The sequence below is a fragment of the Pseudoalteromonas simplex genome, assembly GCF_015278155.1.
GTDB lineage: Bacteria > Pseudomonadota > Gammaproteobacteria > Enterobacterales > Alteromonadaceae > Pseudoalteromonas > Pseudoalteromonas simplex.
In genome coordinates, this window is the sequence record NZ_JADILN010000002.1 from 429,172 (window position 1) to 453,133 (window position 23,962).

General features: G+C 42.3%; 20 protein-coding genes. 12 read left to right on the forward strand and 8 right to left on the reverse strand.

The window, feature by feature from the left end; all coding sequences use genetic code 11:
- Positions 1 to 373 precede the first annotated feature (373 nt).
- The 6 genes from IRQ78_RS05760 (at position 374) to IRQ78_RS05785 (ending at position 7,591) form a co-directional block, all read left to right on the forward strand.
- Positions 374 to 1,627, forward strand: a complete 1,254-nt coding sequence (locus tag IRQ78_RS05760) for an efflux RND transporter periplasmic adaptor subunit (protein ID WP_194441729.1) — start codon at positions 374 to 376, stop codon at positions 1,625 to 1,627.
- A 21-nt stretch (positions 1,628 to 1,648) separates the two neighbouring features.
- The gene (locus IRQ78_RS05765) at positions 1,649 to 2,356 is read left to right on the forward strand and encodes an ABC transporter ATP-binding protein (protein ID WP_054551528.1); all 708 of its coding nucleotides are present in this window, start codon (positions 1,649 to 1,651) and stop codon (positions 2,354 to 2,356) included.
- A gap of 2 nt (positions 2,357 to 2,358) precedes the next feature.
- Positions 2,359 to 3,672 carry an ABC transporter permease gene (locus IRQ78_RS05770; protein ID WP_105173978.1) on the forward strand — a complete coding sequence of 438 codons (1,314 nt, stop codon included), beginning with the start codon at positions 2,359 to 2,361 and terminating at the stop codon, positions 3,670 to 3,672.
- An 11-nt stretch (positions 3,673 to 3,683) separates the two neighbouring features.
- Positions 3,684 to 4,889 (forward strand): ABC transporter permease, encoded by a 1,206-nt coding sequence (locus tag IRQ78_RS05775; RefSeq protein WP_054551530.1) that lies wholly within the window; start codon positions 3,684 to 3,686, stop codon positions 4,887 to 4,889.
- A gap of 81 nt (positions 4,890 to 4,970) precedes the next feature.
- Positions 4,971 to 6,299 carry a sigma-54-dependent transcriptional regulator gene (locus IRQ78_RS05780; RefSeq protein WP_194441591.1) on the forward strand — a complete coding sequence of 443 codons (1,329 nt, stop codon included), beginning with the start codon at positions 4,971 to 4,973 and terminating at the stop codon, positions 6,297 to 6,299.
- Positions 6,299 to 7,591, forward strand: coding sequence for a sensor histidine kinase (locus IRQ78_RS05785; RefSeq protein WP_194441592.1), 1,293 nt, complete (start codon positions 6,299 to 6,301; stop codon positions 7,589 to 7,591). The genes IRQ78_RS05780 and IRQ78_RS05785 overlap by 1 nt, the downstream gene beginning before the upstream one ends.
- 54 nt (positions 7,592 to 7,645) lie before the next feature.
- Here the strand turns inward: IRQ78_RS05785 and IRQ78_RS05790 are convergent, their stop codons facing one another.
- On the reverse strand, positions 7,646 to 7,984 hold the full coding sequence (locus IRQ78_RS05790) for a Grx4 family monothiol glutaredoxin (RefSeq protein WP_054551536.1): 339 nt from the start codon (positions 7,982 to 7,984) through the stop codon (positions 7,646 to 7,648).
- 264 nt (positions 7,985 to 8,248) lie between these two features.
- On the opposite strand from IRQ78_RS05790, the gene IRQ78_RS05795 reads away from it, so the two are divergent.
- From IRQ78_RS05795 to IRQ78_RS05815, 5 genes are all read left to right on the forward strand, one after another.
- On the forward strand, positions 8,249 to 8,830 hold the full coding sequence (locus IRQ78_RS05795; RefSeq protein ID WP_054551537.1) for a superoxide dismutase: 582 nt from the start codon (positions 8,249 to 8,251) through the stop codon (positions 8,828 to 8,830).
- A 239-nt stretch (positions 8,831 to 9,069) separates the two neighbouring features.
- Positions 9,070 to 10,992 carry a PrkA family serine protein kinase gene (locus IRQ78_RS05800; protein WP_054551538.1) on the forward strand — a complete coding sequence of 641 codons (1,923 nt, stop codon included), beginning with the start codon at positions 9,070 to 9,072 and terminating at the stop codon, positions 10,990 to 10,992.
- Between the two features lie 26 nt (positions 10,993 to 11,018).
- Positions 11,019 to 12,305, forward strand: a complete 1,287-nt coding sequence (locus IRQ78_RS05805) for a YeaH/YhbH family protein (RefSeq protein WP_130167088.1) — start codon at positions 11,019 to 11,021, stop codon at positions 12,303 to 12,305.
- A gap of 20 nt (positions 12,306 to 12,325) precedes the next feature.
- Entirely contained in the window at positions 12,326 to 13,840 is a 1,515-nt protein-coding gene (locus IRQ78_RS05810; RefSeq protein WP_194441593.1) for a SpoVR family protein, read from the forward strand.
- A gap of 6 nt (positions 13,841 to 13,846) precedes the next feature.
- Positions 13,847 to 14,728, forward strand: a complete 882-nt coding sequence (locus IRQ78_RS05815) for a universal stress protein (protein ID WP_194441594.1) — start codon at positions 13,847 to 13,849, stop codon at positions 14,726 to 14,728.
- Between the two features lie 56 nt (positions 14,729 to 14,784).
- Here IRQ78_RS05815 and IRQ78_RS05820 read toward each other — a convergent pair whose 3' ends face one another.
- Together IRQ78_RS05820 and IRQ78_RS05825 are read right to left on the reverse strand one after the other, a co-directional pair.
- Positions 14,785 to 15,747: a sensor domain-containing diguanylate cyclase gene (locus tag IRQ78_RS05820; RefSeq protein WP_054551542.1), complete on the reverse strand. Its 963-nt coding sequence runs from the start codon at positions 15,745 to 15,747 to the stop codon at positions 14,785 to 14,787.
- A gap of 3 nt (positions 15,748 to 15,750) precedes the next feature.
- Positions 15,751 to 16,755, reverse strand: coding sequence for a response regulator (locus tag IRQ78_RS05825; RefSeq protein WP_054551543.1), 1,005 nt, complete (start codon positions 16,753 to 16,755; stop codon positions 15,751 to 15,753).
- 205 nt (positions 16,756 to 16,960) lie between these two features.
- Here IRQ78_RS05825 and tpx point away from each other — a divergent pair, with 205 nt between their 5' ends.
- Positions 16,961 to 17,542, forward strand: coding sequence for a thiol peroxidase (tpx, locus tag IRQ78_RS05830; RefSeq protein ID WP_054551544.1), 582 nt, complete (start codon positions 16,961 to 16,963; stop codon positions 17,540 to 17,542).
- Positions 17,543 to 17,620: 78 nt separating this feature from the next.
- On the opposite strand, the gene adk is transcribed toward tpx, so the two are convergent.
- From adk to dnaX, 5 genes are all read right to left on the reverse strand, one after another.
- Positions 17,621 to 18,265 carry an adenylate kinase gene (gene adk / locus IRQ78_RS05835; protein ID WP_036967590.1) on the reverse strand — a complete coding sequence of 215 codons (645 nt, stop codon included), beginning with the start codon at positions 18,263 to 18,265 and terminating at the stop codon, positions 17,621 to 17,623.
- Between the two features lie 180 nt (positions 18,266 to 18,445).
- Positions 18,446 to 20,359, reverse strand: a complete 1,914-nt coding sequence (gene htpG, locus IRQ78_RS05840) for a molecular chaperone HtpG (RefSeq protein ID WP_054551545.1) — start codon at positions 20,357 to 20,359, stop codon at positions 18,446 to 18,448.
- A gap of 161 nt (positions 20,360 to 20,520) precedes the next feature.
- Entirely contained in the window at positions 20,521 to 21,129 is a 609-nt protein-coding gene (recR, locus tag IRQ78_RS05845; RefSeq protein ID WP_054551546.1) for a recombination mediator RecR, read from the reverse strand.
- A 10-nt stretch (positions 21,130 to 21,139) separates the two neighbouring features.
- Complete coding sequence (locus tag IRQ78_RS05850; RefSeq protein ID WP_054551547.1) at positions 21,140 to 21,466, reverse strand: YbaB/EbfC family nucleoid-associated protein; 327 nt, start codon at positions 21,464 to 21,466, stop codon at positions 21,140 to 21,142.
- Between the two features lie 59 nt (positions 21,467 to 21,525).
- Positions 21,526 to 23,961, reverse strand: coding sequence for a DNA polymerase III subunit gamma/tau (gene dnaX / locus IRQ78_RS05855; protein ID WP_194441595.1), 2,436 nt, complete (start codon positions 23,959 to 23,961; stop codon positions 21,526 to 21,528).
- Position 23,962: the final 1 nt, after the last annotated feature.

Genomic DNA, 23,962 nt, shown 5'->3' on the forward strand with positions numbered 1-23,962 from the left:
GTTTTTTACAGGGTCTCGACTAGCCTAACTGCATCATTATTTACTCTTGGCTTTAGCATAGTTACAAACTACGTATCTGCAGACTACCTTAGTCGCAATGACTGAGTTCTTTACCCTTGCGTCAACAATCAGCAATTTAAAAGTGTCCGCTGCGGACACTTTTTCTGTCCGCGGACAGACATTAACTCACTGTTAAAACATAAAATAATTAAAAATCAATAAATTAAAAACTGGCACGCTACTGGTATAGATAAGACATCAGCGAAATTGAGGATTTCAAAATGTTCACTATCAGTTTGTTTATGGCTTCTCCACTTACCATGCTTGCCGTTGGCTTCATGATTGTGTGTTTTGAGAATCGTAAGGAGTTATGATGATTAAGGATACCAGTGCCCAAGATATTACCGTGGCAAAGAAAAACACCATTAAAAAGCCACTTATACTAGCTGCAAGTGTAATACTTGTTGGTGCACTCGGCTTTCAAGCATTGTTTGCCAGTAACGATGACAGCATTTCGGTTGATGCAGCAAGCCTACAAATTAGTGAAGTAAGCCAAAAGACACTCACCAGAGATGTAGCTGCGAGCGGTAAAATCGTTGCAGCTAATGCGCCAAAGGTTTACAGCCCTGAACGCGGCTTTGTCGATTTAAAAGTAAAAGCCGGTGACAGCGTTACAGTAAATGAAGTGATCGCAGCCGTAACCAGCCCTGAGCTAACTAACGAACTAAAACAGCAGCAATCAGTATTAGCGCGATTAGAAGGCGAATTACAGCGCAAGCAACTTGAAGCGCGCAGACAAAAACTAAGCCTTACTAAAGCGCTCGATTTAGCGCAAGTTGAACTCAATGCCGCAGATAGAGAAAACCGCCGAGCTAAAATCTCAATCGAAAAACATTTAATTAGCCAAATAGATTTAGAGAAAGCCGTTGATGACTTAGCTCGTGCCAAGCTGTCTTATAAGCACGCCGAGCAAGAAGTCAGCTTAGCTAAAGACACCCTCGCATTTGAGCTAAAAGCTGCAGAGCGTGATCTGGCACGTCAGCAACTGATTGTTGATGACTTACTCAGACAAGTAAATGAACTCACTATTACCGCGAGTGTAAGCGGCATTGTGGGTAACTTATTAGTGCAACAAAAAGAAGCGGTCACACAAAGCCAACCATTAATGACATTGGTCGATTTAAGTAACTTTGAAGCAGAACTGCAAGTACCAGAAAGCTACGCCAATGAGCTGGGTCTTGGTATGCAAGTTGAGCTTACTTTAGGTGCTCGTCATGTCACAGGCACGCTCTCGGCTATATCACCTGAAGTAAATAACCGCGAGGTCACAACCCGCGTACGCTTTGACAATGAGATTTCTGGCATCCGCCAAAACCAACGCTTAACTGCACGTATTTTACTAGAGAATCGCGACGATGTATTACAAATAAAACGCGGCGCATTCTTACAACAAGGTGGCACCCATGCCTATAAGGTTGACGGTGACATGGCTTATTTAATCGATATAAAAACCGGTGCAAGCAGTATCAATGCTGTGGAGATAATTGAAGGCGTAGAGCCTGGCGATAAGTTAATTATCTCAAACTACGATCGCTTTAAAAAAGCACCCACACTGGTTTTACGCTAACAAATAAAAGGAATAATCAACATGCTTACAATGAACAACATCAGCAAAGTGTATCAAACAGATATGGTACAAACACATGCCCTTCGTGACTTTAATCTTCAAGTAGAAGAAGGTGAATTTATTGCCGTAACGGGCCCAAGTGGCTCAGGAAAAACCACATTTTTAAACATCGCCGGTATGTTAGAACCCTTTAGCGAAGGCCAATACATGTTAGACGGTATTGACGTGGGTAAGCTAAACGACAACCAGCGTGCAGATCTTCGTAATCAAAAAATTGGTTTTATTTTCCAAGGTTTTAACCTTATTCCAGATTTGAACCTCTATGAAAATATTGAAGTACCACTGCGTTATCGCGGTATCAAAGCCGCCGAGCGTAAGCGCCGAATCGAGCAATGCCTAGAGCAAGTTGGTTTAGCTTCACGCGCTAAACACTTACCGCAACAACTTTCTGGTGGTCAACAACAACGTGTGGCTATTGCCAGAGCCCTTGCAGGTGAACCGCGCTTTTTACTTGCCGATGAGCCAACCGGTAATTTAGATAGTTTAATGGCGCGTCAAGTGATGGAGCTACTTGAGCAAATCAACCGTGATGGCGCAACTATCATCATGGTTACCCATGATCCTGAACTTGCTCGCAGAGCACCTCGTAATATCCAAGTTGTTGACGGCCAACTCGCTGACTTCACCTTATATCAAGGTACTCAAAACCTTAAAGCGGCTGGAGTGTAACCATGTTCCTTCATTATTTAGATTTAAGCTGGCGCAGCTTTAAGCGCACGCCACTTGTGAGCTTTTTAATGGTACTGGCCATTGCCATTGGTATTGGCGTAACCATGACCAGTTTATCTGTGTATCACATGATGTCGGCAGACCCTATTCCTGAAAAAAGTAGTGACCTTTATACAGTACAGCTACAAACCATGGATGAAGGCCGTACGTGGTGGACAGTCGATAACATGCCACTGCAATTAACTTATCAGGATGCCGTTAACCTTAATCAAGCGAATGCGGGTGGCAAACGTGTCACTATGGTTAGAACGGGTTTTTCGGTTTATTTAGACTCAGATAAAGTTAAACCATTTATTGGACAAGCACGCCTAACCACGCCTGATTTTTTCGATATGTTTAACCTATCGTTTATTTACGGTGGGGTTTGGAGCGCGCAACAAGAAGCCGATGCAGCCCCTGTTGTGGTGATCAATAAAGAATTAAACGACAAGTTATTCGCAGGTGAAAACCCTGTCGGTAAAATGGTGTACCTCGATGATGCCAGCTACGAAGTTATTGGCGTGATTGATGATTGGGATATCACCACCAAATATTATGATCTGAACAACGGTGCATTTAATAAGACCGAGCAACTATTTTTACCATTTAGCCTAATGAAAGCACGCCAGCTTGAAAACTGGGGTAATACCAATGGTTGGAAGCACGAAAAAACCAATACCTTTAACGACAAACTCAATTCTGAAATGGTGTGGTTACAATTTTGGGTTGAACTAAAAACACCTGCAGAAAAACAAGCTTACCAAGACTTTTTAATGGCCTATATGCAAGAGCAACAAAAGCTAGGTCGTTTTAACCGCGAAAAATTAACCGCCACCTTACGCGATGTAAATGAGTGGATGCAGTACAACAATGTCGTTAGCGAAGACAACGAAATTCTGGTTGGCCTAAGCTTTATGTTTTTAGCAGTATGCCTTGCCAACATTTTAGGTTTATTACTAGCGAAATTTTTACGCCGCGCTCCTGAGGTTGGTGTGCGCCGTGCATTAGGTGCCAGCAAACGCCAAATATTCTTTCAACATATTGTTGAGGTCGCGATGTTAGGTTTCTTAGGTGGCATCTTCGGAATTATTTTGGCGCAAGTGGGCTTATTAGGCGTACGTCAAAGCTATAGCTACTACCAAAGCTTAGCCACTATGGATTTAACCATGCTACTCAGCGCACCTGTGATTGCAATTAGCACCTGTGTGATAGCGGGTCTGTACCCTGCTTGGCTGGTATGTAAAACCAACCCTGCTATTTATCTTAAGAGCCAATAAGGAAGACACCCATGTTAGAAATTAAACCTATCTTTCACGCCTTATGCCGCTCAAAAGTTGGCGCCATTTTATTACTGATCCAAATTGCCATCACCACTGCAATTGTTAGTAACGCAGCGTTTATTATTCAAGACAGAATTAGCTATTTAAGCCAAGAGACTGGCTATCCTGAACAAGACATTTTCGTTTTTAATGTCATGATGTTTGGCAAAGATGTGTCGCCGTCACAGCAATATGAGCTTGATGAAGCCATGCTTCGTCAAATACCTGGTGTAGTTGATGCTGCTTATTCAAGTAATACACCGCTTTCGGGCAGTGGCTCTTCGTCAGATTTTAGTTTAAAGCCAGCACCTGAAGAGAGTAAATCAGCGCGTAGCTCTTACATGTTTATCGATGAGCATGGCATTAATACTTATGGTGTAAAACTCATTGCTGGGCGTAACTACACCGAAGACGAAGTGATCGTTACCGATAACTATGATGAGCTTTCAAAAGTAACCGTTGTTACTAAAACCCTACTCGATGAGCTGTTCCCTGACGGCAATGGTTTAGGTCAAACTGTCTATTTTGGTGACATTCCAATGAAAGTAATTGGTGTTGTTGAACTTATGAAAGGCCCATGGCTTAAAGACAGCCGTCCAGATAACGTAGCACTGCTGCCTTTTATTAAGCCTGGTACAAATGCACGCTTTGTGGTTAGAACAGAGCCTGGTCAACGTCAATCAGTCATGAACCGTGTTGAAGAAGCCATGCTGAAAAACTACAACAAACGCGTGATTTCTCGCATTCGTGGCTTAGATGACGATAAAGAGTCATACATGGCTGAGGATACATTAATGATGCGCATGCTGATTGTACTTATTACTATTTTAGTGTTGGTGACGGCCCTGGGTATTTTCGGCCTAACGCTGTTCAATATTAGTAAGCGTACTAAACAAATAGGTACTCGCCGTGCTTTAGGGGCCAGAAAATCGGCCATCATCAGCTACTTCTTAGTTGAAAACGCCATGATATGTATAGTTGGTTTAGTGATTGGTGTGATTGCTGCCGTGTATTTAGGCCAGGTGCTCATGCAGCACTTTTCAATAGCTCAGCTTGATATTAGCTACGTGCTTGCTACGGCGCTGGCAGTGTTCGTTATGAGTTTATTAGCAGTACTTGCACCTGCAAAACGGGCGGCGAATATCTCACCGAGCATTGCAACTCGAACAATTTAGTTCTCCCAACCTATGCTACACTGGATTAACAGTGTAGCATTCATCTTGCACCCTTATTAGGAAAATAACTAAAACAATAATATGGAAAAAATACTTATCGTCGACGATAACCCAGCAATTTTGGATGCATTGTCGTTATTACTCGAAATTCACGGTTTTGATGTTGTTACCGCAAGTAACCCGTTTGAGGCAATTCAAGCCGTACAATACCAACGCATAGCGCTTGTTATTCAAGACATGAACTTTACCGCCGACACCACTTCCGGCGAAGAAGGCAAAGAACTTTTTTATGCCTTACGAGACATTAATCCTCACCTACCGATTATTTTGATCACCGCATGGACAGAGCTTTCTACTGCCGTTGAACTTGTCAAAGCAGGGGCTGCTGATTATTTACCAAAACCATGGGACGACGCCAAGCTACTTACTTGTGTAAATAATCTAATCGAACTGGGTAAAGCAAAACAGCAAAACGAGACTTTTACCCGCCACCAGCAAGAGCGTGACGCATCTGTGCAACAAGCAAATTTGGTGGGCTTGGTTTATAAAAGTACCGCTATGGAGCACATTGTTAATCTTGCGATTCAAGTGGCTAAATCGGATATTTCAGTACTGATCACAGGCCCCAACGGCAGTGGTAAAGAACGCATTGCACAAATAATACAAGCCAATTCATTATTAGCAGATAAACCCTTTATCACTGTTAATGCCGGTGCTTTGCCAAGCGAGCTTATTGAGGCTGAGTTATTTGGTGCCGAAGCTGGCGCTTATACAGGTATTACCAAACAGCGTATTGGTCGTTTTGAAGCGGCCGATGGTGGCACCCTATTTTTAGACGAAATTGGTAACTTGCCACTTTCTGGGCAAATGAAATTATTACGCATTTTACAAACCGGTGAATTTGAACGTTTAGGTTCAACACAAACACGTAAAGTGAATGTGCGGGTGATTTCAGCAACCAATGAAGATTTAAGCCATGCAATTAAAACAGGTCAATTTCGAGAAGACCTTTACTACCGCTTAAATGTAATTGAGTTAAATTTACCAAGCCTTGCCCATCGCCCAGATGATATTTTAGCTTTAGTCGCACACTTTTTACCTGAGCGCACACTGTCGCTAAGTACAGAAAAAGCCCTGCTCGCCCATAGTTGGCCGGGTAATGTTCGTGAGCTTGAAAATGCCTGTAAACGCGCTGGCGTTTTAAAACCCTCAGGGGTGATTGAGCTTGCTGATTTTGGCTTACAAGTTGAAACAAACAGCCCAACACAAACAAGAGCAGAGCCTAACAAACAGGAGATCGAACTTGCCATGCGCGAGTACAAAGGTGTGATTGCTAAAGTGGCTCGCCATTTTGGCTTAAGCCGCCAAGCGCTTTATCGCAGGCTTGATAAATTTAAGATTGAATACTAATGCGTTCTTCGTTTCGATATAAAATCATCACTTTGTGTATTGCAGCGTCTGCATTGCCGCTAATATTGGTGTGTTATTTTGCGGGCATAAGCTTGCTTTACAGCCTATTAGCCCTACTCGCTTGCACCTTGATAAGCGGATTTTTTGCCGCGCAATTATCAGCTCCGCTCATTGATGGCATGAACTCGCTCGAAACCGGGCTGCTTAATTTTAAAGATGGTGAGCTGGCTACATTATTAGCCTATGATGGCAGTGATGAGCTAGGTGATTTATGCCGGCTTTATAACCAAACTGCAAAACAGCTTCGCCAAGAAAAACAATGGATTTATCAGCGTGAGTTGATGCTCGACAAAGTACTGCAAAGCTCCCCACAAGCTGTGCTTTTGACTAACGACCAAGGCTTTATTGTTTATAGCAACCACAGTGCCCGCAGCTTACTTGATGCTAAATCAGCCCTTGAAGGCGCCAAGCTAGAAAACTTATTAGATTCAAGCTGCGAGCAATTAACGCGTGCCATACACAAAGGTGTTGATGGCTTATTTACCCTCGACAAAGCGGATCAAGAATCACAAACTTGGCATATGGCAACAGGCCGATTATTGCTTAATAATCAGTTTCATCAACTGTATGTTTTTAAACAGCTGACCCGCGAACTAAGCCGCCAAGAAGTAGAGGTTTGGAAAAAAGTTATTCGTATTATTAGCCATGAGCTTAACAACTCCCTTGGGCCAATGTCATCAATGCTTCATAGCGCGCAACTTTTAACAAAAGAAGTCGATGAACCACGCTTAAAACGGGTATTTACCACCATTGAAGACCGCATAAAACACCTTAATGAGTTTGTGCAAGGTTATGGTAAATTTGCCAAGTTACCCACCCCTCAACTATCAACGATTAACTGGCCGACACTGATTGAGCAATTAAAAAGTCAGTGGCAAGTTGAAGTCTCACTTGATGAGCGTGTAACAACTGATGCTGATCACACTCAGCTCGAACAATTACTTATAAACTTATTAAAAAATGCCTATGAGTCAGGGTCAAACCCCGAAGATGTCAGCTTAACAGTGCAACAAGAAGCAAGTGGCACACACATCACGGTGAGTGATAAAGGTAAAGGTATGAGTGAAGCTGTAATGGCTAACGCACTTATACCCTTTTACTCCACTAAAGCAACAGGCAGTGGCTTAGGGCTAGCACTGTGCAGAGAAATAGTTGAAGCACACCACGGGCAAATTAGCTTACATAACCGCGAGCAAGGTGGATTAAGCGTCCATGTTTTGCTGCCCGCGTAATACAACAGATACAAAAAAGCCGCAATCAGCGGCTTCTTTCTACACTAAATATAATTATTCAGCGTCTTTTTCTTTGTACTTTGCAGCTGTTTCAGTGATTAGTGGCTGTAATTCACCACGTTGAAACATTTCGATGATAATGTCACAACCACCGATAAGCTCGCCTTCTACCCATAGTTGTGGGAATGTTGGCCAGTTTGCGTATGCAGGTAACTCTGCACGGATATCTGGGTTAAGTAGAATGTCAACGTAAGCAAACTGCTCACCACACGCCATAAGTGCTTGTGATGCTTGTGAAGAAAAACCACAGTTAGGTAACTTTGGTGATCCTTTCATGTAAAGAAGGATAGGATTTTCAGAAATTTGCTGTTTAATTTTATCGATGGTTTCCATTTACAACCTCAAAAAAGACATTGGCTTACTACATTGGCCTTGAAAAAGTTTCACTGTGGCCTCAGATATATAACTTAAAATCGGCATTCGTAGCCACAATTTTAAATAGTCTTTAGCAATAGCATTGCTGTTTGCTAAAACTTGAGTAAAATACTCAACAATTATAGTAACACTATAATACCACTTGGTATAGGGAAGTACGCTGTTTACCTTGCTATTACCTATAACTGAGTGGACTATCAACCAAGAAGATGGAGATAAAAAATGGCATTTGAACTACCGTCACTACCATACGCAATCGATGCATTAGAGCCACATATTTCAAAAGAGACTCTAGAGTTTCACCACGGTAAACACCACAACACTTACGTTGTGAAATTAAACGGTCTGATCCCAGGCACAGAATTCGAAAACAAATCTCTAGAAGAAATCGTATGTTCTTCAGAAGGTGGCGTATTTAACAATGCTGCACAAATCTGGAACCACACGTTCTACTGGAACAGCCTATCTCCAAACGGTGGTGGCGAGCCTACAGGCGCAATCGCTGACGCGATCAACGCTAAATGGGGTTCTTTCGACGCATTCAAAGAAGCGTTAAACGACAAAGCAGTAAACAACTTCGGTTCAAGCTGGACTTGGTTAGTTAAACTAGCTGACGGCACTCTTGATATCGTTAACACATCAAATGCTGCAACGCCATTAACTGATGAAGGTGTTACTCCAATCCTAACTGTGGATCTTTGGGAACACGCTTACTACATCGATTACCGTAACGTTCGTCCAGATTACCTAAAAGGTTTCTGGGCATTAGTTAACTGGGACTTCGCGAACGCTAACTTCGCTTAATCTTCTGTTACTAGCAGTAATCAAAAAAAGACGCTTCGGCGTCTTTTTTATTGCCAGTGCACGCCCCTTCTAAGTCGCAGCCAAGCCCTCAGCCAAAAAGCGTAATCAAGATGAGCTTTTTTCAATTAAATTCTTAATTTTCTTGCGCAAAAATTCAAAATCGTGACTAAGCTTTAATTAGCCTTTGCTTTTCTCTTAATCTAATTACACGTCATTTTAGCGGGTTTTCGGAGGTCTCTATGAGTATTTTTGAGCATTACCAATCACGATACGAAGCAGCGCAAGAAGAAGAATACAGTATTGAGGAATTTCTCGAGATCTGTAAGAAGGATAAATCAGCTTATGCCAGTGCACCTGAGCGGCTATTGATGGCCATCGGTGAGCCGGAGATTATCGACACTTCAACCGATGCGCGCTTAAGCAGGCTGTTTTCTAATCGCGTAGTCGCACGCTACCCTGCATTTCACGATTTTTATGGTATGGAAGATGCCATTGAGCAAATCGTCTCTTATTTAAAACATGCTGCGCAAGGCTTAGAAGAATGTAAGCAAGTACTGTATTTACTTGGCCCAGTAGGTGGCGGTAAATCATCCATTGCTGAAAAACTAAAATACTTAATGCAGCAGGTACCTATTTACTCAATCAAAGGCTCGCCTGTTAACGACCACCCTTTAGCGTTATTTGACCCAAATGAAGACGCTGAACTTTTAGAAAAAGAATACGGCATTAAACCGCGTTATTTAAAAACGGTGATGTCACCGTGGGCTGCAAAACGCTTAAGTGAATTTAATGGTGATATCAGCCAATTTAGAGTGGTTAAGCGCTTTCCATCTATTTTAAATCAAGTTGCGATTGCGAAAACTGAGCCCGGCGATGAAAACAATCAAGACATTTCAGCGTTAGTTGGTAAGGTAGATATTCGCCAGCTTGAGCACTTTGCGCAAAACGACCCTGATGCCTACGCCTACTCAGGTGCACTTTGCTTAGCAAACCAAGGCTTAATGGAGTTTGTGGAAATGTTTAAAGCGCCAATCAAGGTGCTACATCCACTGCTTACAGCCACGCAAGAAGGCAATTACAACGGTACAGAAGGCATTAGTGCCCTGCCGTTTAATGGCATGATTTTAGCTCACTCAAATGAATCTGAGTGGCAAACATTTAAGAATAACAAAAACAATGAAGCATTTTTAGACCGTGTTTACATCGTCAAAGTGCCTTATTGTTTACGTGTATCTGAAGAAGTCAAAATTTACAATAAACTTCTTGAAAACAGTGAATTACATGATGCACCTTGTGCACCGGGCACATTAAAAACACTGGCACAATTTACCACTCTTTCGCGTATTAAAGAGCCTGAAAACTCAAGTATTTATTCAAAAATGCGGGTCTATGACGGCGAAAGCTTAAAAGATACTGACCCGAAAGCGAAGTCGTATCAAGAATACCGCGATTACGCGGGTGTTGATGAGGGCATGACCGGGCTTTCTACCCGCTTTGCGTTTAAGATCCTATCGCGGGTATTTAACTTCGATACCACTGAAGTGGCAGCCAACCCAGTGCACTTATTCTATGTTCTTGAACAGCAAATTGAGCGAGAGCAATTTACCGCCGATGTTGAAGAGCGTTACTTAAGCCACTTAAAAGGCTACCTCATTCCTCAGTATGTAGAGTTTATCGGGAAAGAGTTACAAACAGCCTATTTAGAGTCTTATTCTGAATATGGGCAAAACATCTTTGACCGCTACGTCACTTATGCAGATTTCTGGATCCAAGATCAAGAATACCGCGACCCAGATACTGGCCAGTTATTTGACCGTGCTGCGCTTAACGCAGAACTTGAGAAGATTGAAAAACCTGCGGGTATTTCAAACCCTAAAGATTTCCGTAATGAGATAGTTAATTTCGTACTGCGGGCGCGTGCCCACAACCAAGGCAAGAATCCGCTTTGGACCAGCTACGAAAAACTTCGCACAGTTATTGAGAAGAAAATGTTCTCAAATACCGAAGATCTGCTGCCGGTTATTTCCTTCAATGCGAAAACCTCTGCAGAAGATCAGAAAAAACACGAAGACTTTGTCAATCGTATGGTTGAGAAAGGCTATACCCAAAAACAAGTACGTTTACTTTCTGAATGGTATTTACGCGTTAGAAAATCGCAGTAAAAAACGTTTGTTTTAAGGGGGTTGTTATGGCGCATTTTATTGACCGACGCCTGAATGGAAAAAACAAAAGTACCTTGAATCGTCAACGATTCATCAGGCGTTATAAAAAACAGATTAAAGAAGCGGTATCTGATGCCATTAATAAGCGCAGCGTAACCGATACCACCAGCGGCGAGAGTATCTCTATTCCGCAACGTGATATCAGTGAGCCTATTTTTCATCAAGGACGTGGTGGCGACCGTGAACAGATCCACCCAGGCAATGACCAGTTTTCTACGGGCGACAAAATCAAGCGCCCGCAAGGAGGCGGTCAAGGTGGTGGTAGCGGCGAAGGTGAAGCCAGTGACTCTGGTGAAGGACAAGACGACTTTGTATTTTCTATTTCAAAAGATGAATACTTAGACTTATTGTTCGAAGATCTTGAACTGCCCAACCTGCAACAAAACCAGCTCGATAAACTGGTGCAAATGAAAACCCATCGCGCTGGTTTTTGTAACGACGGCATGCCAAGCAATATTGATATTGTTCGCTCATTACAAGGCTCGCTTGCTCGAAGAGTGGCGATGACTGCAGGCAAAAAACGCCACCTTGCAGAGCTTGAAGGTCAGCTCGCTCTGCTACAAGCTGAAGAGCAGCCAGACAAGGCAGCCATTGCGTTACTTGAACGTCAGATTGAGGAGCTGCAAAACCGCATAAAAGCAGTGCCATTTATTGATAATTACGACTTACGTTTTCGTAATTATGAAAAGCAACCACACCCAACAAGCAAAGCTGTGATGTTTTGTTTAATGGATGTGTCTGGCTCGATGGATCAAGCAACGAAAGACATGGCAAAACGCTTTTATATTCTGCTTTATCAATTTTTAACTCGTAGCTACAAAAATATAGAGGTTGTCTATATTCGTCATCATACCCAAGCGAAAGAAGTCGATGAACAAGAGTTTTTCTATTCTCAAGAAACGGGTGGCACCATAGTATCTAGTGCATTAAAACTGATGAACGAAATCATCGCTGAACGTTATAACCCTGAAGAGTGGAATATTTACGCAGCGCAAGCCTCTGATGGTGATAACTGGGCTGATGATTCACCAAACTGTGGCGAAATTTTACGTAATAAACTGTTAAAGGCGGTGCGCTATTACGCCTATATCGAAATTACCGCTCGTGCTCATCAAAGTTTATGGCGAGAGTATCAATCAATAGTGCAAACCCACGACAATTTTGCCATGCAACACATTCGTGGCGTTGAGGACATTTACCCTATTTTCCGTGAATTATTTAAAAAGAATCGTCAGCAGCAAGGCGCCGCATAGCCTTGCCAGTGAGGTAAAGTATGGCCGATAAACGTATTAGCGACGGTCCTGATTGGACATTTGATCTATTAACAGAGTATCAAACTGAAATTGAACGGGTAGCGAAAATTTATAAACTCGATACCTACCCAAATCAAATTGAGGTGATCACTGCTGAACAAATGATGGATGCCTATTCGAGTGTGGGAATGCCGATTGGCTATAGCCACTGGTCGTATGGTAAAAAATTCATTCAAACAGAGCAAAATTATAAGCGTGGGCAAATGGGCCTTGCTTATGAAATTGTTATTAACTCAGACCCGTGTATTGCCTATTTAATGGAAGAAAACACCCTACCAATGCAAGCCTTGGTAATGGCCCACGCCTGCTATGGTCACAACTCATTTTTTAAAGGCAATTACTTATTTAAAACCTGGACTGATGCCAGCTCAATTATCGATTACTTATTATTTGCCAAAAATTACATTGCCAAGTGCGAAGAAAAATACGGTATTACCGAGGTCGAAAACCTGATTGATTCATGCCATGCGTTAATGAATTATGGTGTCGACCGCTACAAGCGCCCGCAACGTATTTCACTTTTTGAAGAACAAAAACGCCAACAAGAACGTGAGGACTACTTGCAATCACAAGTCAACGAGTTGTGGCGCACAATCCCTACTTCGCAGCAAGAGTCGAAAAAGCGTGAGCGCCGTTTTCCAGTAGAGCCACAAGAAAACATTTTGTACTTCATCGAAAAAAATGCGCCGCTGCTAGAGTCATGGCAACGAGAAATAATTCGAATTGTGCGTAAAATTTCGCAATATTTTTACCCACAAAAACAAACTCAAGTGATGAATGAGGGCTGGGCTACGTTTTGGCATTACACCATTTTGAACCACCTGTACGATGAAGGTAAGCTCACCGATGCCTTTATGCTCGAGTTTTTACAAAGTCACACCAATGTGGTGTATCAACCGCCCTACAATAGTAATTATTATTCAGGGATCAACCCCTATGCTCTTGGCTTTAACATGATGGTTGATATTCGCCGTATTTGCGAAAACCCAACAGAAGAAGACAAAAAATGGTTTCCGGAGTATGCCGGCAGCGATTGGTTAGAAACCCTGCATTTTGCAATGCAAAACTTTAAAGACGAGAGCTTTATTAGCCAGTTTTTATCGCCAAAAATGATTCGTGATTTTAAACTCTTTACCATTATTGATCATGAAAAAGAGCCAACCCTTAATGTCGGCGCCATCCATGATGAAATGGGCTATCACCAGGTTCGTGAAACCCTGTCGGCACAATACAACTTAAGTAATCACGAACCAAATATTCAAGTCTATAATGTTGATATTAGAGGAGATCGTTCACTTACTCTGCGTTATGTACCGCATAACAATATTCCGTTAGCTAAATCAAAAGATGAAGTGTTAAAACACCTTTACAGGCTATGGGGCTTTAAGGTAAAACTGGAACAAGAAACCGCAACAGGTGAAGTTTCATTATTGGGTGAATGCCCAAGCAGTGATACCCGACACACAACAGAGTAGCCAAAAATGAATAAAAAAATACTGGTGATCATCGACTCTACAGCCGATGCTAAAACGTCTATATTACATGCAAAGCAAAAAGCCAAAGGCGTGAAGCATATTGATATTGTTGCTTTTAGCTACGAAGACACCAATAACATTTTATTCTCTATTCCACCTGATGAAGCGCTCGCTATTCAAGACAAAGAGCTCGCTAAAGTCCGTGCAGCACTTGGTCCACTTATCAGTGAGCATTTAGATGATGGTAGCTATACTTTGCAAACCCTGTGGCATGAAAGCCCAGTTCAGTGGCTAGCCAATGAGCTTGATACGTCAGACTATGAAATGGTGATTAAAACTCGCCACATCGACGAAGAAACGCAATTTACAGAGCTAGACTGGCAGCTTATTCGCTTTAGCCCGCTGCCACTTTATTTGGCCGCCGATAACAAGTGGCGTAACAATACCAATGTGCTGGCAGCCCTTGATTTAGGCAGTGAGAAGGCGACTAAATACTGTTTAAACGAAGCAATTATCAAAGCAGGCTTAGCCTATGCAAAAGACTACGACAGCGAGTTTTATGCCTGTTATACCGTACATGTATCACCGTTTTTACGTGATTTAGGCATTGTATTTTCAGATGAGCAAGTGATTAACGCCTTTGAAAAGCTACCCGTAGCACAGCGAACCTTAATCGAAGCGCACGACTTAAAAGACAAGCTTAAAATCAAAGCCGGTGTGGTTGAGCAAGTGATCCCAAGTGTTGCAGCTAAATTAAATGCTGACTTAGTGATTATGGGTTCGGTGGGTAATACAGGTATTAAAGGTCATTTAATTGGTAATACCGCCGAAAAAGTCATGAAGCTACTTAAAACAGATATTCTTGTTTTACCGCCACTTGGGGTTTAATTTGCTTAACTGAATAGAGTTACTATGAAAAAGGGGCTTAATTGCCCCTTGTTTGTTTATAAATCTGTGTAAGCTGTGACCTTGTTACGGCCGTTTTCTTTTGAGTGATATAAGGCTTTATCGGCGGCTTCAACCCACTTTTCGTAGCGATCAAACTTCTCGTCGAAGCAGGCAAAGCCAATACTGACCGTCAGTTGAATTTGTTTGCCATCAAAGTAAATTGATGAGTTCTCAATGAGTGTTCTTAATCGCTCAGCAAATATATGTGCACCTTCATGATCAGTATCAAGCAAGGTTACCGCAAACTCTTCACCGCCATAGCGACCTGCTAAGTCTGTTTCACGCAGAGTTTTACGCAGTAAGTCTGCAATATGACGCAGCGCCTCATCACCGCCGCGATGGCCATGTTCATCATTGACCTTTTTAAAGTGATCAATATCAAACATTAACAAGGTGCTGCACCCGCCACTGCGCACTATGCGCATGTATTCTTTGCGTAGCTTTTCTTCCCAATAACCACGGTTAGTAAGCTTAGTAAGTGCATCGGTACGGCTCATTTGTTCAAGCTTGCTATTCGCTTCTTCTAGCTCTTTTTTATTCACCGCTTCATCGGTTACATCATAGATAATGATACAGATATGCGATACTTCACCTGTGGTCGTCGTCAGTGGAATAAAAGTGGCATTTTGATACATATGATCCGCTTTACCGGTAATTGGGCGGTAATTCTTAAAACGGAAAATATATGGCTGCTGCTCCCAAATAGTAAATGAGCGATTATTTAAAATGAACACAGACTCAGATTTGCTGCGAAACCACTTTTCATCGATTGATGGAAACAAATCAAACAGGTCTTTATCTTTCACCGCGCTTGGCAATAGGCCAGAATGGTTTTCCATAAACCCATTCCAGATGCATACTTTGTAGTCTCTATCGAGCACCACTAGGCCTACATCAACGGTATTAAACATATCCATTAACCAATGGAGTTCATTCATATTAAAATCGGCTGCAGGCATAGTTTAGTCTTCTAATAAATAAGCTACTTTGTACTTAAGGGTTTTTAATGAGTCCTCGGTGAACAGCAACATCAAATCACAGTTAATATTGTGATTTTCGATGCCATAGCTGATCTCAATCGCCAGCGTTCGTTGCCAGCGAGATTTATTCGCCTTTACTAAATCAGATACATCACAGTGTTGTCCCAGCACCACAGGATGACCTTGGCTAAAACGCATATCTAATTGGTGCGACAGTCCTGTCAGAATAGCCCCTATTAATATGTTACTCACATCCATTAATAGCTCTAATTCAACTTTATCGTTGAGCTCACCCTCATAATTCATTAACGAGGCGATTTCTTTAAAACTTGAATCATTTAACAGCAATAGTGCTTCGCCAGAAACACCGCCGCCAATGAAACCCTGACATACACCTGAGGTTGCGGCATTGGCATCAATCGAGCGCAAAGCCATATCTAGTTCATTGACTTCTAAAACATTTACATTAGGAATAGGAAGCTTTACGAATACATTAAGAAGACGCGCTAATAAGTCTCCAGCTTGCCCCATTGCGACATTGGTGAGTTCTTGGTAGATATCACGCACATCGGGATCAACTTGCTCACCTAGCTTATTAGCAAGACGCTCACGCATGGCTTTATCTTTAATACCATGATGTTCAATAATACTCGCTAGTTTCTCGGCGGAACAAGGTTTTTGAATAAAGTCGATTGCGCCTAACTCAAGCACACGTCGATGAGCATTAGGTTGGATGTCTCCAGATACAACAACAGTGAGAACATGAAGGTCTTGTTCTTGAATGGCTTGCAGTACTTCGTAACCATCCATTTCAGGCATGTTTAAATCGAGAAATAAAATTTCCGGCTGAATTTTTTTGATTTGCTCAATACAGTGAACACCATTTTCAGCAAACTCAATTTTTATATCCCAATCATCGGGTAAAGAGCGTGCTAATTGTCGACGTGCTAACTTTGAATCATCACAAACTAATACCGATGTTGACATATATTCTCTCTAAATCCACACTTTCTAACTAGCAAAAACATTAACTAGTAACTTTATTCTTATTTTTATATGTAAAAAATAGGGTCACAGGCACATGTTAATCAAACTAATGGTTATTTACAATTTTAAATTGTACTAATCCTTGGAGCCACTTCATGAGTATAATACACTGAAGTTAAATGCGTTAATTTAAAGGAATTTTATTATGTTACGTCCGCTAATGTTTGCATTAGGCGCTGTGTGCACGTTTAGTTATGCAGGTGATTTATCAGAAAATAGTTTAGACGCAGGTAAGGTTTCAGCTCAGTCTAAACCGGTTACTTTACTAGGGCAAGGTGTTGAAGTTGGCCAACAAGCGCCTAATTTTAAAGTAGTAGATGGCAACTTTACCCCCGTCACACTAGACAACTATCGAGGCCAAGCAGTGCTTTTAAGCGTTGTGCCAAGTTTAGACACAGGTGTATGTAGTATTCAAACCAAACACTTCAATGAAAAAGTAGCTTCAGAATACCCAAGTGTGGCGATGCTGACCTTAAGCGCAGATTTACCGTTCGCACAGAAGCGTTTTTGTAAAGCCGAGAATATAGACAAAATAGTGACCTTATCTGACTCTGTATGGCGTGACTTTGGTAAGAACTACGGTTTGATTATCAAAGATATGGGCTTGTTAACCCGTGCCGTATTTGTGCTCGATAAAGAACATAACATCGTTTACAAGCAGCTTGTCGATAACCTTTCAAAAGAGCCTGATTACGACAGTGCTATTGCGGCATTAAAGAAACTGTAAAAGCGCAATTTTAACTTGCAGTGATACAAACACAAAAAAACCGCCCAAGGCGGTTTTTTCATATCAGCAATTAGGCTATTAACCTAAAAGCTCACCAAGTTGTTGGCTAACAGCTTCAACAGCTTGAGTACCGTCTAATTTGTGGTACTGAGTGTTGCCTGCTTTCGCTTCAGCTTGGTAGTAATCAACTAATGGTTTAGTTTGGTCGTGGTAAATACCTAAACGCTTACGAACTGTTTCTTCAGTGTCGTCATCACGAATGATTAGGTCTTCACCTGTGATGTCATCTTTGCCATCAACTTTAGGTGGGTTATAAACAACGTGATAAACACGACCAGAGCCAGGGTGTACACGACGGCCGCCCATACGCTCAACGATAATTTCATCAGCAACGTCAAATTCGATAACGTGATCAACTACCACGCCATTCTCTTTCATTGCATCTGCTTGAGGAATAGTACGAGGGAAACCGTCTAGTAAGAAACCTTTTTCGCAATCTGGCTTAGCAATGCGCTCTTTAACTAGACCGATAATAATTTCGTCAGATACTAATTGACCTGCATCCATTACTTTTTTAGCTTCAAGACCAAGTGGTGTACCTTCTTTGATTGCTGCACGCAGCATATCGCCCGTAGAAATTTGTGGAATACCGTATTTGTCCATCAAAAACTGAGCTTGAGTACCTTTACCTGCACCCGGCGCGCCCAAAAGAATAATGCGCATATCATTGTCCTCTGTGTGATACTAATCTTAAAAAATGGTCGATCAGTGGAGTTTTGTTTTTAGAGCCTGAATTCTTCCACAACTAAGGCTATACCTCAAGTAACTTATACCAATTGCCTATATTAGCGGCAATAAAAAAGGGAGCCTTGCTCCCTTTTCCAACTCATTGCGCTAAAACGCTTATTTGCTTAAATCTAGCATAAGTTTGTTCAAACGAGTTACAAAGCCTGCAGGGTCTTTTAACGTACCGCGTTCAGCCAGTAATGCTTGATCTAGAAGTACTTGTGACCACTGGGCAAACTTGTCTTCATCTTGTTCAACATTTAAGTGTTTAACAAGCTGATGCTCTGGGTTTAGCTCAAAAATTGGCTTTTGCTCAGGCACTGTTTGACCAACTGATTCCATTAACTTTTGCATTTGCGAGCTCATATCGTGCTCATCAGCAACAACACACGCTGGTGAGTCAGTTAGACGGTGCGTAAAGCGTACGTCTTTAACGTTATCACCTAGTGCAGTTTTAATGCGCTCAACTAAGCCTGCAACTTCTTTTTCTGACTCTTCTTGCGCTTTTTTCGTTTCTTCGTCATCCATGTTGCCTAAATCTAAGTCACCACGGGTAATTGACTGGAATGATTTTTCGTTGAACTCTGTTAAGTAGCTCATCATCCACTCATCAACACGGTCGCTTAATAGCAACACTTCGATGCCCTTCTTACGGAAGATCTCTAGGTGTGGCGAGTTCTTCGCTGCAGCGAATGAATCAGCAACTACATAGTAGATTTTGTCTTGCTCTGGCTTCATACGCTCAATGTATTGCTCAAGCGATACATTTTGAGTGCTTTCATCAGTGTGTGTAGAAGCAAAACGCAGTAGCTTAGCAATGGCTTCTTTGTTAGCCGCATCTTCAGCTGGGCCTTCTTTTAACACCTGACCAAACTCGTTCCAGAAAGATTGGTAATCTTCTTCGCGGTTTTTCGCCATACGCTCAAGCATCTTAAGTACGCGCGACGTACACCCTTTACGGATTGCTTGTGTTACTTTGTTGTCTTGTAAGATTTCACGCGACACGTTTAGTGGTAAGTCGTTTGAATCAAGTAAACCTTTCACAAAACGTAAGTAGCTTGGCATGAACTGCTCAGCGTCATCCATGATGAAAACGCGTTGTACATACAGTTTTAAACCTGATTGACGCTCACGGTTCCATAAATCGAAAGGTGCTTTTTTCGGGATGTATAACAGGCTGGTGTATTCTGTTTTACCTTCAACCTTGTTATGTGCCCAGCTTAGTGGCTCTTCCCAATCGTGACCGATATGCTTATAAAACTCTTTGTACTCTTCGTCTGTTACTTCTGACTTGTCACGGGTCCATAGTGCTGTCGCGCGGTTAATACCTTCCCACTCGCCTGGCTGTGCTGGAATTTTCTCGCCGTCAGGACCTTCAGATTCAGGTACCTCTGCTTTATACATCTCAACTGGAATAGAAATATGGTCTGAATATTTAGTGACGATGCTACGTAAACGGAACTCATCAGCAAATTCTGTTTCGTCTTCACGAAGGTGAAGAATGATTTCAGTACCACGTGATGGTTTATCAATCTCTTGTAATGTGTACTCACCTTCACCTGCAGATTGCCATTCAATACCTTGGCTTTCACCTGCTTTACGCGTACGCACTGTTACTTTGTCAGCAACGATAAACGCTGAGTAAAAACCAACACCAAATTGACCAATCAATTGTGAATCTTTGCTTTGGTCACCAGTTAGGTTTTGGAAAAATTCTGCGGTGCCTGATTTTGCAATTGTACCTAGTGAATTGATCACATCTTCACGGCTCATACCAATACCATTATCAGTAATGGTGACCGTGTTTGCTTCTTTATCGGCACTGATACGTACTTTTAGTTCCGCATCGTTTTCGTATAAATCGCCATTAGAAAGCGCAAGGAAACGTAATTTATCTGCCGCATCTGACGCGTTTGATACAAGCTCACGTAGGAAAATCTCTTTATTAGAGTAAAGAGAGTGAATCATCAGGTTTAATAGTTGTTTGACTTCTGTTTGAAAGCCTAATGTTTCTTTTTGTGCTGCAGTCATTGTGTAAATCTCCAATTAACAAAGTGTCTAATCTGCACTATGACTCTTTATATGGGGCAGGCTTTTTGAACTTCAAGGCAAAAAATTAAATTTACGGCCAAATTGGGGGGCTATACACAAAAAAGCCTGCTTAAAGCAGGCTTTTGATACCATATCAGGTATTAATTTTGGTTTACGGCGCGTCGTCCGCTAAATGCATGCATCAATGTCATACCATCAAGTAAGTCGAGCTCACCACCAACAGGGACACCGTGAGCAATTCGAGATGCACCTACCTGATACTTATGACAAAGCTCAGCAATGTAGTGGGCTGTGGTTTCACCTTCAACACTTGGATTGGTCGCGAGGATCACCTCATTAATGCCACCTTGTTGCAACTTGCTTTCAAGAATATCAAGGCCAATTTCTTTTGGTCCTATGCCATCAATTGGCGACAAGTGACCCATTAAAACAAAGTAAAGACCTTGGTATTGACCTGTTTGCTCAATCGCGAGTACATCGGTTGGTGATTCGACCACACACAATAAACCACTATCTTGGCGTTTAACACTTGAACAAATATCGCATACAGCTTGCTCTGTAAAAGTACGACAAGATTGACAATGCCCTACTTCATCCATTGCCTTGGTTAATGCATGGCCAAGCTGTTTACCACCCTGACGGTCACGCTCAAGCAAATGAAAAGCAATGCGCTGTGCCGACTTAGGGCCTATGCCCGGCTGGCATCGTAGCGCTTCAATTAGCTGTGTTAAACTAGGAGATAGTTGCATACAAAATCACTTAGAATGGCATTTTCATACCTGGTGGTAATTGCATACCGCCAGTTACTTTGCTCATGCGCTCTTGTGTTTCTTCAGCAACACGACGTACAGCATCGTTACACGCTGCCGCTAATAAATCTTCGATCATGTCTTTGTCGTCTTCCATTAGGCTGTCATCTAATTCAACACGACGAACATTGTGGTTACCAAGCATAGTTACTTTAACTAGGCCTGCACCTGCTTCACCTACAACTTCAAGGTTTGCGATTTCTTCTTGGGCTTTTTGCATGCGCTCTTGCATTTGCTGCGCTTGCTTCATCATGTTACCCATTCCACCTTTAAACATAACTGTCTCTCTTTCTAAACTACTTTAATTGGCATGAAGATAAGGGCTATTGTAACTAATTACAATGCCTGAATACTGTTTTCATCGATTATAGCGCTAAATAACTGCTGAAATTGCACTATATTTTCATCGCTATTTATTACATCAATCGCTTGTTGATGACGTCCCGCATCAATTTTTTGTTGAATCAAATACGGTGAATCAATTACGCCATCAGCAAACTCGATACTAAGCTCAACATTATGGCCATAAATTTCACTTAATGCGGCATTGAGCTTTTGTCTTAGCACAGCGCTATCTAAATGGCGCTGTGATGAATCAACTTCAATGTGCAGCTGATTATTCTGCTTGGTAAAGATTGAATGCAGCGCAAATTGGCGCATGCGACCACCCAGTCCCATGCGTTTAATTAAATACGCCCATTCGTCTTGTTCGTGTGCAAATTTAATACTGCTGATCGGGCTTTCAAAATCATCAGGTATCGGAATACTGGCTTCTTCAACTACTGGCTCTGGCGCTTTTTGTGGATTGATCTGCTCAAGTAACTCTGGCGCTAAGTTTTCGGTGATTGTTTGATGCTTTTCTCGAAAGTCGACTTTTTTTACTTTACTACTGCTCTCCCCCGTTTGCTGGGGGATGGGCTTTTTTACTTCAGCAGCCATTGCTTGCTGCTGAGGCTGAATGTTGGTCGCGGCTGTGCTTTGTTGCACTGACGGCTCTGCTTTGGACTTAGTTTCAGGCTGTGGTTCTGCTTTAGCATGAGTTTGCGTTGCTGCACCACTTAAACGCCCAGCACCTGAAATATTGCGATCTTGTAAAATACGAGCAATGGCCGACTGCGCCTGACTTTGCTGCTGTTGTAATTGTGCTGGTGCTGTTTGCTGTTGCTGAGGCGCAGATGCTTCATTGGCAGTAAAGCCCTGATCATAGGCGCTATTCATCACATCATCGTATTGCGCTGCAAGTGATGAATCCATTTCGGCATCATCATCCATATAATCTTGCGAAGAATACTCTGGTGATGAGTACTCAGCTGCTGGCACTTGCTCTGAGTGGCTTGGGTCTTGCTGTTGTGGCGCAGGTTGAACTTCAGCAACCATTGCCGTTTCAACAGATTGCTGAGGCTGTTGACCAGCATCAGGCTGCTCTACTGCTGTTGCTTCAACTTGCTGGGCAGGCTCATGGCTATGTGCCGTTTCTGCCTTGGCTGCTTGAATAGGCTCAGCTTGTGTTGGCTGAGGCTCTGAAGGAACAGCAGTTGTCTGTGCAGAGCTATGTGCAACTGGTGCTTGCTCTGAAGCAGCTTGCTCACGTTGCGCCGTAGATTTTTTCAAAATATCACGCAGTGCACCGGCACCACTTGGCTTAACCTGCTGCTGGGTATTCGATGGTGTTTGGCTTTGTGCAAATTGCGTAGGTTGGAATGCAAGCAGTCGCAACATGATCATTTCAAAGCCAAGTTTAGCATCGGGTGCCCACTGCAAATCTTTTTTACCATTGAGTAGCAATTGGTAGTAAACCTGCATCTGCTGTGCATCAGTGGTTTGTGCCACCTGTTCAATAAAATCTCGGTTAGTATCATCAAGTGCCGCTGCACTAGGCACGAGTTGCACAAGCTGGATAAGGTGCGTAAGTGCGATTAAATCGTCGAGCAAGGCTACAAAGTTAGGGTTTCGGCTAACGACCGCTTTTACTTCTTGAAGTAATGCGTCGCCATCTTGGCACAATAACGCTGCTAACATGGTTTGGCTATATTGAGTATCCATCAAGCCAAGCATAGTTTGCACAGCCTGATGATTAATATTACCATTGGTTTGCGCAATTGCTTGGTCTGTAAGACTCAATGCATCACGCATACTACCATCGGCTGCCTTAGCTAAAATAGACAATGATTTATCATCGAAACTTAGCTGTTCTTGATTAAGAACATGGGCAAGCTGATCATGAATTTCTGATTGCGACAAAGCATTTAAATTAAACTGTAAGCAACGCGATAAAATCGTCACGGGTAGTTTTTGCGGATCGGTTGTCGCTAATAAAAACTTCACATGCTCTGGCGGCTCTTCCAATGTTTTTAGTAATGCATTGAAACTGTGCTTTGACAGCATGTGAACTTCATCGATTAGGTATACCTTGTAACGACCACGTGTTGGTGCGTATTGAACGTTATCAAGGATTTCGCGGGTATCTTCTACTTTGGTACGTGATGCCGCATCGATTTCTAATAAATCAATATAACGGCCTGCTTCAATATCAGTACAACTTGAACATTGGCCGCATGGCTCAGCAGAGATACCCTTATCGCAGTTGAGACTTTTTGCGAATATACGTGCAATGGTTGTTTTACCCACCCCACGGGTTCCAGTAAAGAGATAAGCGTGATGGAGTCTATTTTGTGTTAATGCATTAACTAATGCTTGTTTAACATGAGACTGCCCCACTAACTCGTGAAAGGTTTGTGGTCGCCATTTCCTTGCTAGAACCTGATAACTCATT

What these genes read in the sequence shown, in the direction of transcription:
- adk (WP_036967590.1), bottom strand. Translation starts at nt 18,265, where the DNA reads ATGCGCATTATTCTTTTGGGCGCGCCGGGTGCAGGTAAAGGTACTCAA.
- IRQ78_RS05825 (WP_054551543.1), bottom strand. Translation starts at nt 16,755, where the DNA reads ATGTCAACATCGGTATTAGTTTGTGATGATTCAAAGTTAGCACGTCGA.
- IRQ78_RS05785 (WP_194441592.1), top strand. Translation starts at nt 6,299, where the DNA reads ATGCGTTCTTCGTTTCGATATAAAATCATCACTTTGTGTATTGCAGCG.
- tpx (WP_054551544.1), top strand. Translation starts at nt 16,961, where the DNA reads ATGTTACGTCCGCTAATGTTTGCATTAGGCGCTGTGTGCACGTTTAGT.
- IRQ78_RS05775 (WP_054551530.1), top strand. Translation starts at nt 3,684, where the DNA reads ATGTTAGAAATTAAACCTATCTTTCACGCCTTATGCCGCTCAAAAGTT.
- dnaX (WP_194441595.1), bottom strand. Translation starts at nt 23,961, where the DNA reads ATGAGTTATCAGGTTCTAGCAAGGAAATGGCGACCACAAACCTTTCAC.
- IRQ78_RS05820 (WP_054551542.1), bottom strand. Translation starts at nt 15,747, where the DNA reads ATGCCTGCAGCCGATTTTAATATGAATGAACTCCATTGGTTAATGGAT.
- IRQ78_RS05795 (WP_054551537.1), top strand. Translation starts at nt 8,249, where the DNA reads ATGGCATTTGAACTACCGTCACTACCATACGCAATCGATGCATTAGAG.
- IRQ78_RS05800 (WP_054551538.1), top strand. Translation starts at nt 9,070, where the DNA reads ATGAGTATTTTTGAGCATTACCAATCACGATACGAAGCAGCGCAAGAA.
- IRQ78_RS05780 (WP_194441591.1), top strand. Translation starts at nt 4,971, where the DNA reads ATGGAAAAAATACTTATCGTCGACGATAACCCAGCAATTTTGGATGCA.
- IRQ78_RS05790 (WP_054551536.1), bottom strand. Translation starts at nt 7,984, where the DNA reads ATGGAAACCATCGATAAAATTAAACAGCAAATTTCTGAAAATCCTATC.
- IRQ78_RS05815 (WP_194441594.1), top strand. Translation starts at nt 13,847, where the DNA reads ATGAATAAAAAAATACTGGTGATCATCGACTCTACAGCCGATGCTAAA.
- IRQ78_RS05805 (WP_130167088.1), top strand. Translation starts at nt 11,019, where the DNA reads ATGGCGCATTTTATTGACCGACGCCTGAATGGAAAAAACAAAAGTACC.
- IRQ78_RS05850 (WP_054551547.1), bottom strand. Translation starts at nt 21,466, where the DNA reads ATGTTTAAAGGTGGAATGGGTAACATGATGAAGCAAGCGCAGCAAATG.
- IRQ78_RS05760 (WP_194441729.1), top strand. Translation starts at nt 374, where the DNA reads ATGATTAAGGATACCAGTGCCCAAGATATTACCGTGGCAAAGAAAAAC.
- recR (WP_054551546.1), bottom strand. Translation starts at nt 21,129, where the DNA reads ATGCAACTATCTCCTAGTTTAACACAGCTAATTGAAGCGCTACGATGC.
- htpG (WP_054551545.1), bottom strand. Translation starts at nt 20,359, where the DNA reads ATGACTGCAGCACAAAAAGAAACATTAGGCTTTCAAACAGAAGTCAAA.
- IRQ78_RS05765 (WP_054551528.1), top strand. Translation starts at nt 1,649, where the DNA reads ATGCTTACAATGAACAACATCAGCAAAGTGTATCAAACAGATATGGTA.
- IRQ78_RS05770 (WP_105173978.1), top strand. Translation starts at nt 2,359, where the DNA reads ATGTTCCTTCATTATTTAGATTTAAGCTGGCGCAGCTTTAAGCGCACG.
- IRQ78_RS05810 (WP_194441593.1), top strand. Translation starts at nt 12,326, where the DNA reads ATGGCCGATAAACGTATTAGCGACGGTCCTGATTGGACATTTGATCTA.